The organism is Sphingomonas sp. So64.6b, from assembly GCF_014171475.1.
In the GTDB taxonomy this organism is placed as follows: Bacteria; Pseudomonadota; Alphaproteobacteria; order Sphingomonadales; family Sphingomonadaceae; genus Sphingomonas; species Sphingomonas alpina_A.
The window spans coordinates 63,167-77,631 of record NZ_CP048817.1; the positions used below are offsets into that span (position 1 = coordinate 63,167).

Consider the following 14,465-nt stretch of genomic DNA (forward strand, 5'->3'; position numbering starts at 1 on the left):
GTGCGAGATGGACAAGCAGCCATCGGAATCCGTATCGCAAGCTTAGTGACCATTTCTCCATCCCCCGCCGATAGCGACCTGATCGTCGCGCGCAATGTCTCTCTGTCGCTGGGCCGCCCGCCGGCCCGGGTCGATATCCTGCGCGGCATCGACCTGACCGTCACCGCCGGCGATAGCGTTGCGTTGCTCGGGCCATCGGGGTCGGGCAAATCGTCGCTGATGGCGGTGCTGTCGGGACTTGAGCGGCCAAGCGGCGGCGCGGTGCGGGTTACGGGGCTCGATTTCGCGGCGCTGGACGAGGATGCGCTGGCCGTCGCGCGGCGCGGGCGGATCGGCATCGTGCTGCAGGCGTTTCACTTGTTGCCGACGATGACCGCGCTGGAGAATGTCGCGGTGCCGCTCGAACTGGCCGGTGCGCCCGATGCGTTCGTGCGCGCCGCGGCGGAATTGTCCGCAGTCGGGCTGGGGCACCGCGGCGATCATTATCCCGCGCAACTGTCCGGCGGGGAGCAGCAGCGCGTCGCGATCGCGCGTGCGCTGGTCACCGGCCCGGCCTTGCTGTTCGCCGATGAGCCGACCGGCAATCTCGACACCGCGACCGGCGCCGCGATCATGGATTTGCTGTTCGCGCGGCACGCGGCGAGCGGCGCGACCTTGTTCGTCATCACTCATGATCCGGCGCTGGCCGCGCGGTGTGCGCGCGTGATCGAACTGGCCGATGGCCGGATCGTTGCCGATCGGCGCCCGTCGGAAATGGCGCCCGAAACAGCGTCCGGAACCGCCGCTTGAGCATCGTCTGGCGGCTTGCGCTGCGCGACCTCCGGCGCGGCGGGCGCGGGCTGTTGCTGCTGTTCTTGTGCCTGTTTCTCGGCACCGCCGCCCTGGCCGGGATCGGCAGCCTGTCGGCGAGCATGGTCGCCGCGCTCGATGCCAATGGCCGGCAGATGCTTGGCGGCGATGTCGAGCTGACCGTGTCGCAGCGGCGCGCCACGGTGGAGGAAATGGCGGCGTTCGCCGGCGCCGGCCGCATGTCGGAAACCGTGTCGATGCGCGGGATGGCTTATGCCGGCGGGAGCGGCAGCGAGGGTGCCGGCGGGGGTGGGGGCGTTCTGGTCGCCCTGCGCGGGATCGATGATGCCTGGCCGTTGGTCGGGCAATTCAGCCTGGCGCCCGGCGCGCTGGCCGGACGACCGCATGGCGCGCAGGTCGCGATCGCACCGGCACTGGCCGAACGGCTTGGCGTGAAGGTTGGCGATGATGTGCGGATCGGTGTGGCGACGCTGCGCGTGATCGGGCTGATCGCGGAGGAGCCGGACCGGCTTGGCGCGGGTTTCAGCCTGGGGCCGCCGGTGCTGGTCGATCTGGCCGGGCTCGACGCGACGCGGCTGGTCCAGCCGGGCAGCCTGTATGAAAGCCGCTATCGCCTGGTGCTGGCCAATCCGGGCGCCGCGACCGCGACGGGCGACCGGCTGGTCAGGCGCTTTGCCGATAGCGGCTGGTCGGCCAAGGCGAGCGACCGCGCGGCGGGCGGATTGCGCCGCGGGATCGGGCAGCTTGGGCAATTCCTGCTGCTGATCGGCCTGACCGCGCTGGCGATCGCGGGGATCGGCGTGGGCAGCGGCGTTGCTGCCTATCTGACCGCCAAGACGCGGATCATCGCGACGCTCAAGGTGCTCGGCGCGCGTTCCGCGACGATCGCCGCGATCTTTATGACGCAGCTTGGGCTGGTGGCAGCGGCCGGAGTCGTCGCCGGCCTTGCGGTCGGCGCGTTGGTGCCGTGGATCGTGACCGGGGTTGCGGGATCGGCGCTGCCGGTGCCGCCGCGCCTCGCGCTTTATCCCGTACCGCTGGTCACCGCCGCGCTGCTCGCGCTGCTGGTCGGGCTATTGTTCGCGACACCGGCCCTCGCACGGGCGCGCTATGTGCCGGCCGCGTCGCTGCTGCGCGAAGTGGTCGCGCGACGCAGATTGCCGTCCGCGCGCGTGCTCGGCGTGATGGCGTTGTTGATCGTGGCGCTGGTCGCGCTTGCCGTGCTGACATCGTCAGACCAGTTGCTGGCGCTTGGGTTCGTCGGCGCGGTGGCCGGGCTGATCGCCTTGTTATGGGGCATCGGCCTGATCATTCGCATCGGGGTGGCGCGGTTGCCGCGCCCGCGCCGGCCATTGTTGCGTCTGGCGCTGGCCAATCTGCATCGCCCGGGCGCGCAGACCGACCGGCTGGTGGTCGCGCTGGGGCTTGGCTTTTCGCTGTTCGTGGCGCTGGCGGTGATCGACACCAGCCTGTCGGCCGAACTGGCCGGCACCGCGCCCGCCAAGGCGCCGCGCTTTTTCGCGATCGACCTGCAGCCCGAAGATGCGGCGCGCTTTCGTGATGCGGTGACCGCCGCATCGCCCGGCGCGCGGGTCGAAACCGTGCCGTCGCTGCGCGGATCGATCACCGTCCTACGCGGGGTGCGGGTCGCCGATATGAAAGTGGTGCCCGAGGATGCGTGGGTGCTGCGCGGCGATCGCACGATCACCTGGGCGGCGACCGTGCCGCCGCGTAACGAAGTGGTCGCCGGGCGCTGGTGGCCGGCCGATTATCGCGGGCCGCCGTTGGTGTCGCTGGAGGACAAGGCGGCGGCGGCGCTTGGCCTGAAGATCGGCGACATGATCACCGTCTCGGTGCTGGGCGTCGATGTGCCGGCAAGGATCGCGTCGCTGCGCAAGATCGACTGGAATGGCTTGGGGCTCAATTTCGCGATCATATTTTCGCCCGGTTATATCGAGGAAGCGCCGCACGGCCTGCTCGCCAGCGTCTATTCGGCCCCGACCAGCGATGGCGCGGTCGCGAGCAGGGTCGGGACGATACTGCCGTCGGTGACGCTGATCCGGGTCGGCGACGTGATCGGCCAGATCGGGCTGGTGCTGGGCCAGGTGGCACTGGCGATCCGCGCCGCCGCCGCGGTGACGGTTGCCGCCGGGATCGCGGTGCTGGTCGGCGCGGTCGCGGCATCGGGGCGGAGCCGGCGTTATGATGCGGTGATCCTGAAACTGCTTGGCGGCAGCCGGCGCCAGGTGCTTGGCGCGCAGGCGTTCGAATATGCGATGCTGTCGCTGGTGCTGATCATCGTCGCGCTGGTGATGGGCAGCGCGGCCGGCTGGTTCGTCGTGGTGCGGCTGTTCGACCTGGCCTGGGCGCCGCGTTACGATGTCGTCGCGCTGACCCTGGCGGCGTCGGTCATCGTGACACTCGGCACCGGGCTGGCGGGCAGCGTGCCGGCGTTGCGTGCGCGACCGGCAGAGGCTTTGCGCGAGCTTTAGCGCTTGGTTCTTTAACCCCCGTCCACCTCCACCAGATCCCCGAAACTCAGTGTGAACGCCGCGCCGCCCTCGGTATGGGTGCGCGCGGTCACGCCGACGCCCATCGCAGCGGCAAAGCCCTTGACGATGGCGAGGCCAAGACCGCTGCCGCCCGAGCGGTCGGTGCCCGTGCCGCTGACGAACATGTCGAAGATGCGCACATCGCTGCCCGGCTCCAGACCAGGGCCGTCGTCGCGCACGGTCAGCGTGACCTTGCCCGCGTCGCGCCGTCCCTCGATCGTGACGATGCCCGCGCTGCCGGCATGCTGCACCGAATTGGCCAGCAGGTTGATCAGCACATGATGCAGCAGCAGCGGGTCGGCACGGACCAAGGGCAAATTGACCGGCACGTCGAGTGCGATCCGCTTGTCGCGGAGCAGGTCGCCGAGATCCCGACGCGCGGCGCCGACCGCATCGGTCAGGTCGATCGCTTCGCTTGCCGGGGTCAGCGCGCCCGAATCTAGCCGCAGCATCGACAGGAGATTGTCGAGGAAGCGCTGCAGCCGGTCGACTTCCGCGCGCGCCACTGGCGTTGCGGGGGAGCCGGGATGGTCAGCGGCGATCCGCTCGATCGCCGCGCGCACCGCGGTGAGCGGAGTGCGCAGGTCATGGCCGATCGAGGAGAGCAGGGCGACGCGCAGGCGGTCGCGTTCCTCGAGCACCGAAAGCTGACGCGTCTCGCGCTCGAGCCGCAGCCGTTCCTGCGCGAGCGAGGCCTGACCGACCAGAGTGGAGAGCAAGACGGCGCGGTCGGACGGGACCGGCTCGCCGCCGTCGCTGCGCGCGATGCCGAGCACCGCAAGCACGCCGAGCGAGGTCTTGAGCGGGTGGAATTGCCAGTCCGACCCGTTGAGCGTGGCGGTGCCGTATCCCGCTTCCTCGCCGCGTTTCAGCGACCAGTCCGCCGCGGCGCGGTCGACCGGAGTCAGCGGCGCTGCGCCCGCGCTGGTCGCGATGACGCCTAGCTGTCCGTCGCTTTCGGCGAGCAGGACGGTGTTGACGTCGAGCAGTCCGGCGACCTCCTCGCAAATCGTCTCCGCTGTGTGATGCGCGTCGGACACGCGGGTCAGCGCCTGGGCGAAAGCGGCGAGCGCGGCATTCTCGCGCGCACCGCGCACGCCGATCGTGGCGCGCGAGCGCATGTCGCCGGTCAGGCGGCTGATGAACGCGGCGATGCCGAGCAGCACGATGAAGGTGAGTACGCTTTGCGGTTCGCCGATGGTGAAGGTGTAGATCGGCGAAAGGAAGAAGAAGTTGAACGCCAGCGCCGCCATCACGCCGGCGGCCAGGCCGGGGCGCAGGCCATAGCGGCGCGCGGCGACGATCACCGGCAACAGATAGATCAGGTCGATCGCGCCGACGCCGACCAGTGGCAGGACGAGCCGGGCAAGAGCGGTGGTGAGCGCGACCAGGCCGGCGACATAAAGATAGACGATCGGTCCTTCGTCATCGCCGCGCACGCGTTGCGGGCGGCTGGCGGCGACCTCTCCGGTGGCGGGGATGACGTGTATCGCAAGCCCGCCTGCCTCGCGCAGCATGGTGGTGACGACCGATCCGTGGCGCAGTTCGAACCACCAGCTGCGGCGTGTCTTGCCGATCACCAATTGCGTCGCGCGCATCGCCGCGACTTGCGCGCGAAGTCCTGCGATGACGCTTTCGGCCGGCACGGTGACGATTGTCGCGCCGAGGCCCCCCGCCAGCCGCAGGGTCGCGGCGAGCCGCGCCTTGGCGGCATCGTCGAACGTCTCGGCACGCGGCGTTTCGATGAATACCGCGGTCCAGGGAGCGTGCAGCGCATCGGCGAGCCGCTTGGTGGTGCGCACCAGGGCTTCGCCGCCGGGCAGTTCGTTGAGCGCGACCAGCACGCGCTCGCCGGCCGCGAAAGTGCCGGGCGTGGCGCTCGCGTCGAGATGTTCGAGCATCTGGCGGTCGACGGTCTGTGCGGCGCGGCGCAGCGCCATTTCGCGCAGCGCGGAAAGATTGGCCTTGGAGAAGAAATGGCCGAGCGCGCGGGTCGCCTCGGCCGGGATATAGACCTTGCCATCCTTCAGTCGCTCGATCAGCTCGTCGGGCGGGATATCGACCACCTCGATCTCGGCATCCTCAAGCACGCTGTCGGGCACGGTCTCGCGCACGCGGACATGGGTGAAGCTGGCGACCACGTCGTTGAGGCTTTCGACATGCTGGATGTTGAGCGTGGTGTAGACGTTGATGCCAGCGTCGAGCAGCTCGACGATATCCTGCCAGCGCTTCGGGTGGCGGCTGCCATCGACATTGCTGTGCGCAAGTTCGTCGACCAGCGCGAGTTGCGGCCGCCTTTCCAGTACCGCGTCGATATCCATTTCGGTCAGGGCCTGGCCGCGATAGTTTATGGACCGGCGCGGGATCGTTTCGAGCGGGGCGACCAAGGCCTCGGTTTCGGCGCGGCCATGGGTTTCGACGATGGCCAGGACGACGTCCATGCCGGCGCTGGACCGCGCCGCGCCTTCGCTCAGCATTTCATAGGTCTTGCCGACACCGGGGGCGGCGCCGAGGAAAATCTTCAGCGCACCGCGCGCCGCGCGCCGCGCGGTGCGGAGCAGGGCGTCGGGCGAGGGGCGGGTGGGGTCTTTCATTGATTCCAGAGCAGGTGGCTGGGCAAGGCAGGTCCGGTTCGCAATTCAATCCCTTTCGTTCGGCCCAACCCATTCCGTTCGCCCTGGGCCTGTCGAAGGGCGGGTGCCGCAGATGAGGCCTTCAGCTGTGGCGCGGGGGCTTCGACAAGCTCAGCCCGAACGGTTTTGATGAGCCGCCGGTCGGCCCGAATTCAACCGAAGCTAGGCGTATGTTAACGCCAACGCCACGCCGCACGGCCAATCTATCTGCAATCTTAATGCGATCGCCGCGCATTCGCCCGCGCACCTTAATGCCCCCCACGCCTATCTGCCTTGCCGAGCCGGCGAGTCCCACGCCGCAACAAAGGCATTTCCATGACCGATATCCTGTGGCTCGGCGCGCTTGCCGGGCTGGTCGCGCTGACTTTGGCTTATGTCCGACTGTGCGATGAGGCCTGAGCCGATGACGCTGCACCTCACGCTCGCCGCGGTCACTGCCGTCGGTCTCCTCCTGTATCTCGTGGCCGTGCTTTTGCGGCCCGAGCGTTTCTGAACGGACACGCGCCATGACGCTTCAGGGCTGGGGGCTGATCGCCCTCTTCATCATCATTCTCTGGGCGCTGGCCAAGCCGATGGGGCTGTGGCTGTTTGCGCTGTATGAAGGCCGCCGCACGGTGCTGCACCGCGTGCTCGGACCGGTCGAGACCGGCTTTTACAAGCTTGCCGGGATCGATCCGAACGCGGAGCAGGGCTGGCGGCGTTATGCCGTGCACATGCTGGCGTTCAACCTAGCGCTGCTGCTGCTGACCTATTTCGTGCTGCGCTTCCAGGATCTGCTGCCGATGAACCCGCATGGGCTTGCCGGGATCGCGCCCGACGGCGCGTTCAACACCGCGATCAGCTTTACGACCAACACCAACTGGCAATGGTATTCGGGCGAAGTCGCGCTGTCGAACTTCAGCCAGATGGTCGGCCTGACGATCCATAATTTCCTCTCGGCATCGACTGGCATCGCGCTGGCTTTTGCCTTGTTCCGCGGGTTTGCGCGGCGCGAGGCCAAGGCGATCGGCAATTTCTGGGCCGATATGACGCGCGTCACGCTCTATCTGCTGCTGCCGATCTGCATGATCTATGCCGTGTTTCTGATCGCCAGCGGCGTGCCGCAGACCCTAGCGCAAAGCGTCGACGCGACCACGCTAGAGGGCGTGAAGCAAGTCATTGCGCTCGGCCCCGTGGCGAGCCAGGAAGCGATCAAGATGCTCGGCACCAATGGTGGCGGCTTCTTCAACGCCAATAGCGCGCATCCGTTCGAGAATCCGACCGCACTGACCAACCTTGTGCAGATGCTGTCGATCTTCCTGATCGGCTTCGGCCTGACCTGGACCTTCGGCAAGGCGGTCGGCAATCCGCGCCAGGGCTGGGCGATCCTCGCCGCGATGACCTTGTTGTTCCTCGCCGGCACCACGGTCGCTTATTGGCAGGAAGCGGCGGGCAACCCCGTGCTGCATCAGCTCGGCGTGGCGGGCGGCAATCTTGAGGGCAAGGAGGTGCGTTTCGGCATCGCCGCTTCGGCCCTGTTCGCCAGCGTCACCACCGCCGCGTCGTGCGGCGCGGTCAATGCGATGCACGACAGCTTCACCGCGCTGGGCGGGATGATCCCGCTGATCAACATGCAGCTTGGCGAAGTGGTGATCGGCGGCGTTGGCGCGGGCATCTATGGCTTCCTGCTCTTCGCCATTCTGGCGGTGTTCGTCGCCGGGCTGATGGTCGGGCGAACGCCGGAATATGTCGGCAAGAAGATCGAGAGCCGGGAAGTGAAGCTCGCGGTGCTGGCGATCGCGGTCCTGCCGCTGATGATCCTGGGCGGCACTGCGATCGCCTCGGTGGTGACCGCCGGATTGGCCGGGCCGCTCGCCAAGGGACCGCATGGCTTCTCGGAGATCCTCTACGCCTTCACCAGCGCGGTCGGGAATAACGGGTCCGCCTTTGCCGGCCTGAGCGCGGGCGCCCCCTTCTACAACGCGATGCTCGGCGTCGCGATGTGGGTCGGGCGGTTCTTCGTGATCGTGCCGATGCTCGCCATCGCCGGCAGCCTTGCCGCGAAGAAGGTCACGCCGCCCTCGTCGGGATCGTTCCCGACCACCGGGCCGCTGTGGGTCGGACTGCTGGTCGGCATCATCCTGATCCTAGGCGGCCTCACCTTCCTGCCGAGCCTCGCGCTCGGTCCCATTGCCGATCATCTCGCGATGCTTGGCGGCCACCTCTCCTGAGAGAAGCGACAACCATGTCCGCATCAACCTCCACCCCGTCCTCGATCTTCACCGCGAAGCTGCTGATCCCCGCGATCGGCGATTCCTTCAAGAAGCTCGATCCGCGCGTGCTGATCAAGAATCCGGTGATGTTCGTGACCGCCACGGTCGCGACCCTGCTCACCGTGCTGCTGATCCTCGGCGGCGAGCCGCTTGGCATCTTCTTCCAGATCCAGCTGATTGTCTGGCTATGGCTGACCGTGCTGTTCGGCACGTTTGCCGAGGCATTGGCCGAGGGGCGGGGCCGGGCACAGGCCGCATCGCTCCGCGCGACCAAGGCCGACCTCACCGCCAAGCGCCTGCTCGGCGTGGGTGAGACCTGGGGGCTGATCGCGGCGCACCGGCTCGAAAAGGGCGATGAAGTGCTGGTCGAGACCGGCGACCTGATCCCGGCAGACGGAGAAGTGATCTTCGGTGTTGCCTCGGTCAACGAAGCCGCAATCACCGGCGAAAGCGCGCCGGTGATCCGTGAAGCGGGCGGCGACCGTTCCGCCGTCACCGCAGGCACGCGCGTGCTGTCCGACAGCATCAAGGTGCGTGTTACCGCCGAGCCGGGCCAGGGCTTTCTCGACCGCATGATCGCTTTGGTCGAGGGCGCCGAGCGGCAGAAGACGCCGAACGAAATCGCGCTGACCATCCTTCTCGTCGGCCTGACGATCATCTTCCTGATCGCGGTCGGTACGATCCCGAGCTTCGCGAATTTCGCGGGTGGGCAGGTGCCGGTGGCGATCTTGGCCGCGCTGCTGATCACGCTGATCCCGACGACGATCGCGGCGCTGCTTTCGGCGATCGGCATTGCCGGCATGGACCGGCTGGTGCGCTTCAACGTGCTCGCCAAATCGGGCCGTGCGGTCGAGGCGGCGGGCGATATCGACGTGCTGCTGCTCGACAAGACCGGCACGATCACGATCGGCGACCGTCAGGCGAGCGAATTCTTCCCGGTCGGCGGGACCAGCGTCGACACGCTGGCCGGCGCGGCGCTGCTGGCGAGTTTTGCCGACGAGACGCCTGAGGGCCGCTCGATCGTCGTGCTCGCGCGGGGCAAATATGCCCAGCGGCTCGATGCTTTGCCCGACGGCGCGACGATCATCCCGTTCACCGCCCAGACACGCTTTTCCGGCGTGAAGGTCGGCGAGAGCGTGGTGCGCAAGGGTGCGGTCGATTCGATCCTGCGCGCCGATACAGGGCTTGGCGATACTCCGGCGGCCAACGAGCTGCGCCGCGTGACCGAGGAGATCGCCCGTTCCGGCGCGACCCCGCTCGCCGTGTCGCGCGACGGCGTGCTGCTTGGCGCGATCGCGCTCAAGGACGTGGTCAAATCCGGGATCCGCGAACGCTTTGGCGAGTTGCGCCAGATGGGCATCCGCACGGTGATGATCACCGGCGACAACCCGCTGACCGCCGCCGCGATCGCCGCCGAGGCCGGAGTCGATGATTTCCTTGCCGAGGCGACGCCGGAGGACAAGCTCGCGCTGATCCGCAAGGAACAGCAGGGCGGGCGGCTGGTCGCGATGTGCGGCGACGGCACCAATGACGCGCCCGCACTGGCTCAGGCCGATGTCGGCGTGGCGATGAACACCGGCACCCAGGCTGCGCGCGAGGCCGGCAATATGGTCGATCTCGACAGCGACCCGACCAAGCTGATCGAGGTGGTAGGCCTGGGCAAGCAATTGCTGATGACGCGCGGCGCGCTGACCACTTTCTCGGTCGCCAATGACGTCGCCAAATATTTCGCGATCATCCCGGCGATGTTCGTCGCGCTCTATCCCGGACTTGGCGTGCTCAATGTGATGGGCCTGGCCACGCCCGAAAGCGCGATCCTGTCGGCGATCATCTTCAACGCGCTGATCATCCCGCTGCTCGTGCCGCTCGCGCTGAAGGGCGTGACCTATCGGCCGATGCCCGCCGGACCGCTGCTTGCGCGCAACCTCGCCGTTTACGGCCTGGGCGGGCTGCTCGCGCCGTTCATCGGGATCAAGCTGATCGATCTCGCCGTCACCGCTCTCCACCTCGCCTGAGGATCCACGTCATGCTTACCGACATCAAATCCGCCCTGCGCCCCGCGCTCGCCTTGACCCTCGCCTTCGCGCTGCTGCTCGGGATCGCCTATCCGCTGGCGCTGACCGGCATCGGCCAGGGGCTGTTCCCCGCCCAGGCCAATGGCAGCCTGATTACCGACCAGGGCAAGGTGGTCGGCTCGTCGCTGATCGGCCAGGGCTTTGCCAGCCCGCGCTATTTCCATGGCCGGCCGTCCGCCGCGGGCAAGGGCTATGACGCCAGCGCCTCGGCCGGTTCCAATTTCGGCCCGGCATCGCAGGCGCTGCATGACCGCGTCGTCACCGACCTCGCCGCTACTCGCACATCACCCGGTTCTTCGGTTCCAACCGACCTGGTGACCACCTCCGCCTCGGGGCTCGACCCCCATATCAGCCCCGAGGCGGCTTTTTATCAGGTCGCGCGCGTCGCGCAGGCGCGCGGCCTCGATTCGACCAAGGTCCGCTCACTGGTGCAGGAGCGGGTTGAATATCCTCTGCTCGGCTTTCTCGGCGAACCGCGCGTCAATGTCCTTGAGCTCAACCGGGCGCTCGACCGGATGCGCGCGGGGGCCTAATAAGGCGGCATGCCGATCATGCCGAAAATCCTCGTCGTTGAGGACGACACGCACATCCGCCGCCTGTTGCGGGTGGCGGTCGAGCGGATGGGATGGCAGGTCGGCGAGGCAGCCACGGCGCGCGAGGCGCTGTCGCTGCTCGACATCGACAAGCCTGAGGTGGTGCTGCTCGACCTCGGCCTGCCGGACCGCGACGGGCTCGAGCTGATCCAGCTGATGAAGAAGCGCGGTGCCGCGGTGCTGGTCGTGTCCGCGCGCGACGATACGGCGGAAAAGGTCGCGGCGCTGGATCTCGGCGCCGACGATTATCTGACCAAGCCGTTCGACACCGATGAGCTGCTCGCGCGCATCCGCACTGCGTTACGCCACAATCGCCGCGACGACATCGACCCAGCGCCGGTGCGAGCGGGCGATGTGACCATCGATCTGAGCCTGCGCCGGATCGATCGCGACGGGAAAGAGATGCATCTCTCGCCAAAGGAATATGGCGTGCTTGCCGAACTCGCCAAACGGCCCGGTCGGATCATCGGCCACGCGCAATTGCTCCGCGACGTGTGGGGCGCGGCCCATGAGACGCAAGTGGACTATTTGCGCATCGTGGTACGCAACTTGCGGCTCAAGCTGGAGGCCGATCCCGCCGCGCCGCGCCTGATCGTCAATGAGCCGGGCGTTGGCTACCGGCTCACTGTGAAGGAGTGAGAACCAGCTTGTGGTTAGCGCATAAGATTATTGCGGGGGCAGGGCCACACCCTTTCTGGTGTGACGGATCTTCGCAAGAATTATCCAGCAACCGAACCAAATCAGAGCCACGCCGGCAATCAGGCTGGCAACGCCGCCGATCGACAATATGTCGGATGCTCCCGACAGGGCGAATATCAAGCCACCCAATAGACCTAAGACTGCCATGCTGACTGGCATCGCGACCAGCAGCTTCTGATGCGTCGGCCCGAATGCGCGCGGGGGCACCGTCGACCGGTTCGCGATCCCCTTCCTCCAGGCCCGTCGCGAACCCAGAGAGGGTATCTTCAGATAGGCCTCGCGTTCCTCTGCCGTGACGGGAATGCCTCGCGACCAGCGCCAATAATAGTAGAAATAGCCATCCGCCGACGGCTCAAAGCTCAACGCGAGGATTGCGCGGCCCTCGTCGGATGGTAAAAACAGCGACATCGATCCACGCTATTTCAAGCGCCGGGCGAGGCAAGAGTTCATTATCCCAATCCTGCCGCGATGCACCCAAGGACCAGAACCAGACCCTCAGCGAGTACCCATATAGCAGCCAGCAATCCGTAAACGATCGCCCTGGCGGGTTTCATCGTTACGGCAGCCACTGCTGCGGCGACGGCAAGAGCTATTGAGGAGAAAAAGGTCGCGTTCCAACCGGCGCCCCATATCGTGCCGAGGAGCAATTGGGTCAGGGCGAACGCCAGGGCACCTGCGATTGCGGCCGCCATCAGTCTCCCGAATGGCGTCGGCTCCGCTCCATACGCGGCAATTGTCTGGAATCTCATCACTCGGCCGTTCATGCCGTCATCCTACGCGTTTTGCGCGTCAGTGCCAGTTTTCGTACTCTCCCATTCCGCAGCCGCGCCTGCTGGGTTAAAACGCATCTTATGCATGACATCCAGAACGTCGTCATCCTTACCGGCGCAGGCATCTCCGCCGAAAGCGGCATCGCGACGTTTCGCGGCCCCGGCGGATTGTGGGAAGGACACCGCGTCGAAGATGTCTGCACGCCGCAGGCGCTCATCCATGACCCGGAGCTGGTCCACCGCTTCTACGATCTGCGCCGGGCGGCGCTGGCGGATGTCGTGCCCAATGCGGCGCATGAGGCGCTGGCGCGGCTCGATCGGGAATGGCCGGGCGAGTTGCTGATCGTCACGCAGAATGTCGATGACCTGCACGAACGAGCCGGGGCGACGCGCATGCTGCATATGCATGGCGAGCTGAATTCCGCGCTGTGCGCGGCGTGCGATGCGCGGGCCGAGTGGCGGGAATGTTTACCGCCGGGATCGGCTTGCGCCGCGTGCGGGGTCGATGCGCTTCGTCCCGATATCGTATTCTTCGGAGAGATGCCGTACCGGATGGAAGAGATCGAACGCGCGATTTCGCGCGCTGATCTGTTCGTGTCGATCGGTACGTCGGGCGCGGTCTATCCCGCCGCCGGGTTCGTGCAGACCGCGCGTTATCACGGCGCGCAGGCGCTGGAGCTCAATCTCGAGCCGTCGGCGGGGAGCGTGTATTTCAGCGAGGTTCGCATGGGCGCGGCGGGCGTGCTGGTGCCGGAGTGGGTTAGCGAGGTGTTGGGCTCCTAATCCTCCCGTGCCGGGGAGGATCCGATCAATCGACCCAATCCAGTCCCATGTCGCGATACACGTCGCGCTCTTCGTCCCAGCCGGGCTTCACCTTCACATGAAGGTAGAGATGCACCGGCCGGCCCATGATCGCGGCCAGTTCGGTCCGTGCCCTTCCGCCTATCTCCTTGATGCGCGAGCCGCCCTTGCCGAGGATGATCGCGCGCTGCGTCGGGCGTTCGACCAGGATTTGCTGATGGATCTCGACCGATCCGTCCTCGCGCTCCTTATATTGTTCGGTCTCGACCGCGCTGGCGTAAGGCAGCTCGGCGTGAAGCTGCAGATAGAGCTGCTCGCGCGTGACCTCTGACGCCAGGCTGCGCTCGGTCGCATCGGACACCTGATCCTCGGGGAAGTGCCACGGTCCTTCGGGCATCGCGGCGGCGAGATGCTTCTTCAATTCGACCAGGCCGTCGCCAGTCGTCGCGCTGACGAAGAAAGTCTCCGCAAACCCGACCTGTGCGTTGAGTTTCTCCGCATGGAGCAGCAGCTTGGCCTTGTCGGCGAGATCGACCTTGTTGAGGATCAGATATTTGGGCTCGCTGCGGTCCTTGATCGATTCAGCGATGTTGGTGACCTTGGCGCCCAGTCCACCCTTGGCATCGACCACCAGCGCGAGTACATCGGCACCCTCGGTCCCACCCCAGGCGGCAGAGACCATGGCACGGTCGAGCCGGCGCTTGGGCTCGAAGATGCCGGGCGTGTCGACCAGCAGCAATTGCGTATCGCCCTCGATCGCGACGCCCATCAGCCGCACACGCGTGGTCTGCGCCTTGGGGCTGACGATCGCGACCTTTTGTCCGACCAGCGCATTGACCAGGGTGGATTTGCCGGCGTTGGGCGCGCCGACGACGGCAACGAGGCCGCATTTTTGGGTTGTTTCAGTCATGCTCGCCGGGTTGGCGCATGGTTGGCCTTTCGACAAGGGGTGTGTCCCCTACCTCCGTTCGCCCTGAGCTTGTCGAAGGGCCGTTCTTTCCCTTCGCCAGCGTCGAGATCAGCGCCCAGTCGCCGCGGATCAACGCCAGTTTCTTGGCTTTGCTCCAGCCCTTGATGCGGCGCTCGGCCTCCAGCGCTTCGATCCGCGAGGAAAGTCTTGGCTCCAGACCAAGGTGACAGGAACGTAGGTGCGAGTGAAACCCGGGATGACTCCGCTCTGGTGTTGGCCGATGCGGGATTCGAGGTTGTCTGTGTGGCCGGTATAAAAAATGCCGCCGCGACAATGGAGCATGTATGCCCAGAAGCTCATTGACGCGGCT

Annotated in this window: 13 protein-coding genes; 8 read left to right on the top strand and 5 right to left on the bottom strand. The window is 66.7% G+C overall.

Annotation, left to right across the window (positions count from 1 at the left end; all coding sequences use genetic code 11):
• Positions 1 to 51: 51 nt before the first annotated feature.
• Entirely contained in the window at positions 52 to 789 is a 738-nt protein-coding gene (locus G4G27_RS00340; RefSeq protein ID WP_183113529.1) for an ATP-binding cassette domain-containing protein, read from the top strand.
• On the top strand, positions 786 to 3,302 hold the full coding sequence (locus tag G4G27_RS00345) for an FtsX-like permease family protein (protein ID WP_183111098.1): 2,517 nt from the start codon (positions 786 to 788) through the stop codon (positions 3,300 to 3,302). Before G4G27_RS00340 ends, G4G27_RS00345 begins: the two co-directional genes overlap by 4 nt.
• Before the next feature lie 11 nt (positions 3,303 to 3,313).
• Here the strand turns inward: G4G27_RS00345 and G4G27_RS00350 are convergent, their stop codons facing one another.
• Entirely contained in the window at positions 3,314 to 5,956 is a 2,643-nt protein-coding gene (locus G4G27_RS00350; RefSeq protein WP_183111099.1) for a sensor histidine kinase KdpD, read from the bottom strand.
• 312 nt (positions 5,957 to 6,268) lie between these two features.
• Between G4G27_RS00350 and G4G27_RS24285 the strand changes: the two genes are divergently transcribed.
• The 5 genes from G4G27_RS24285 to G4G27_RS00375 all read left to right on the top strand — a co-directional run bounded on the left by G4G27_RS24285 (position 6,269) and on the right by G4G27_RS00375 (position 11,554).
• Positions 6,269 to 6,394: a hypothetical protein gene (locus tag G4G27_RS24285; protein ID WP_267134681.1), complete on the top strand. Its 126-nt coding sequence runs from the start codon at positions 6,269 to 6,271 to the stop codon at positions 6,392 to 6,394.
• Between the two features lie 107 nt (positions 6,395 to 6,501).
• Positions 6,502 to 8,205 carry a potassium-transporting ATPase subunit KdpA gene (gene kdpA, locus G4G27_RS00360; RefSeq protein WP_183111103.1) on the top strand — a complete coding sequence of 568 codons (1,704 nt, stop codon included), beginning with the start codon at positions 6,502 to 6,504 and terminating at the stop codon, positions 8,203 to 8,205.
• Positions 8,206 to 8,219: 14 nt separating this feature from the next.
• Positions 8,220 to 10,262 carry a potassium-transporting ATPase subunit KdpB gene (kdpB, locus tag G4G27_RS00365; RefSeq protein WP_183111105.1) on the top strand — a complete coding sequence of 681 codons (2,043 nt, stop codon included), beginning with the start codon at positions 8,220 to 8,222 and terminating at the stop codon, positions 10,260 to 10,262.
• A gap of 11 nt (positions 10,263 to 10,273) precedes the next feature.
• Positions 10,274 to 10,855: a potassium-transporting ATPase subunit KdpC gene (gene kdpC / locus G4G27_RS00370; RefSeq protein WP_183111107.1), complete on the top strand. Its 582-nt coding sequence runs from the start codon at positions 10,274 to 10,276 to the stop codon at positions 10,853 to 10,855.
• A gap of 18 nt (positions 10,856 to 10,873) precedes the next feature.
• The gene (locus G4G27_RS00375) at positions 10,874 to 11,554 is read left to right on the top strand and encodes a response regulator (protein WP_244624490.1); all 681 of its coding nucleotides are present in this window, start codon (positions 10,874 to 10,876) and stop codon (positions 11,552 to 11,554) included.
• A gap of 27 nt (positions 11,555 to 11,581) precedes the next feature.
• On the opposite strand, the gene G4G27_RS00380 is transcribed toward G4G27_RS00375, so the two are convergent.
• Together G4G27_RS00380 and G4G27_RS00385 are read right to left on the bottom strand one after the other, a co-directional pair.
• A complete protein-coding gene (locus G4G27_RS00380; protein WP_183111111.1) occupies positions 11,582 to 12,022 on the bottom strand; it encodes a hypothetical protein in 441 nt (146 codons plus the stop codon).
• Positions 12,023 to 12,063: 41 nt separating this feature from the next.
• A complete protein-coding gene (locus tag G4G27_RS00385) occupies positions 12,064 to 12,306 on the bottom strand; it encodes a hypothetical protein (RefSeq protein WP_183111113.1) in 243 nt (80 codons plus the stop codon).
• Positions 12,307 to 12,465: 159 nt separating this feature from the next.
• Between G4G27_RS00385 and G4G27_RS00390 the strand changes: the two genes are divergently transcribed.
• Entirely contained in the window at positions 12,466 to 13,167 is a 702-nt protein-coding gene (locus G4G27_RS00390) for an NAD-dependent deacylase (RefSeq protein ID WP_183111115.1), read from the top strand.
• Positions 13,168 to 13,192: 25 nt separating this feature from the next.
• Here the strand turns inward: G4G27_RS00390 and era are convergent, their stop codons facing one another.
• Positions 13,193 to 14,095 carry a GTPase Era gene (gene era, locus G4G27_RS00395; RefSeq protein WP_183111118.1) on the bottom strand — a complete coding sequence of 301 codons (903 nt, stop codon included), beginning with the start codon at positions 14,093 to 14,095 and terminating at the stop codon, positions 13,193 to 13,195.
• Positions 14,096 to 14,224: 129 nt separating this feature from the next.
• On the bottom strand, positions 14,225 to 14,455 hold the full coding sequence (locus G4G27_RS24055) for a GIY-YIG nuclease family protein (protein ID WP_345940664.1): 231 nt from the start codon (positions 14,453 to 14,455) through the stop codon (positions 14,225 to 14,227).
• Positions 14,456 to 14,465 lie beyond the last annotated feature (10 nt).

Excerpts from the sequence above, each read along its gene's own strand:
- G4G27_RS24055 (WP_345940664.1), bottom strand. The coding sequence starts at position 14,455 with ATGAGCTTCTGGGCATACATGCTCCATTGTCGCGGCGGCATTTTTTAT.
- era (WP_183111118.1), bottom strand. The coding sequence starts at position 14,095 with ATGACTGAAACAACCCAAAAATGCGGCCTCGTTGCCGTCGTCGGCGCG.
- kdpC (WP_183111107.1), top strand. The coding sequence starts at position 10,274 with ATGCTTACCGACATCAAATCCGCCCTGCGCCCCGCGCTCGCCTTGACC.
- G4G27_RS00350 (WP_183111099.1), bottom strand. The coding sequence starts at position 5,956 with ATGAAAGACCCCACCCGCCCCTCGCCCGACGCCCTGCTCCGCACCGCG.
- kdpA (WP_183111103.1), top strand. The coding sequence starts at position 6,502 with ATGACGCTTCAGGGCTGGGGGCTGATCGCCCTCTTCATCATCATTCTC.
- kdpB (WP_183111105.1), top strand. The coding sequence starts at position 8,220 with ATGTCCGCATCAACCTCCACCCCGTCCTCGATCTTCACCGCGAAGCTG.
- G4G27_RS00380 (WP_183111111.1), bottom strand. The coding sequence starts at position 12,022 with ATGTCGCTGTTTTTACCATCCGACGAGGGCCGCGCAATCCTCGCGTTG.
- G4G27_RS00390 (WP_183111115.1), top strand. The coding sequence starts at position 12,466 with ATGCATGACATCCAGAACGTCGTCATCCTTACCGGCGCAGGCATCTCC.
- G4G27_RS00385 (WP_183111113.1), bottom strand. The coding sequence starts at position 12,306 with ATGGCGGCCGCAATCGCAGGTGCCCTGGCGTTCGCCCTGACCCAATTG.
- G4G27_RS00375 (WP_244624490.1), top strand. The coding sequence starts at position 10,874 with ATGCCGAAAATCCTCGTCGTTGAGGACGACACGCACATCCGCCGCCTG.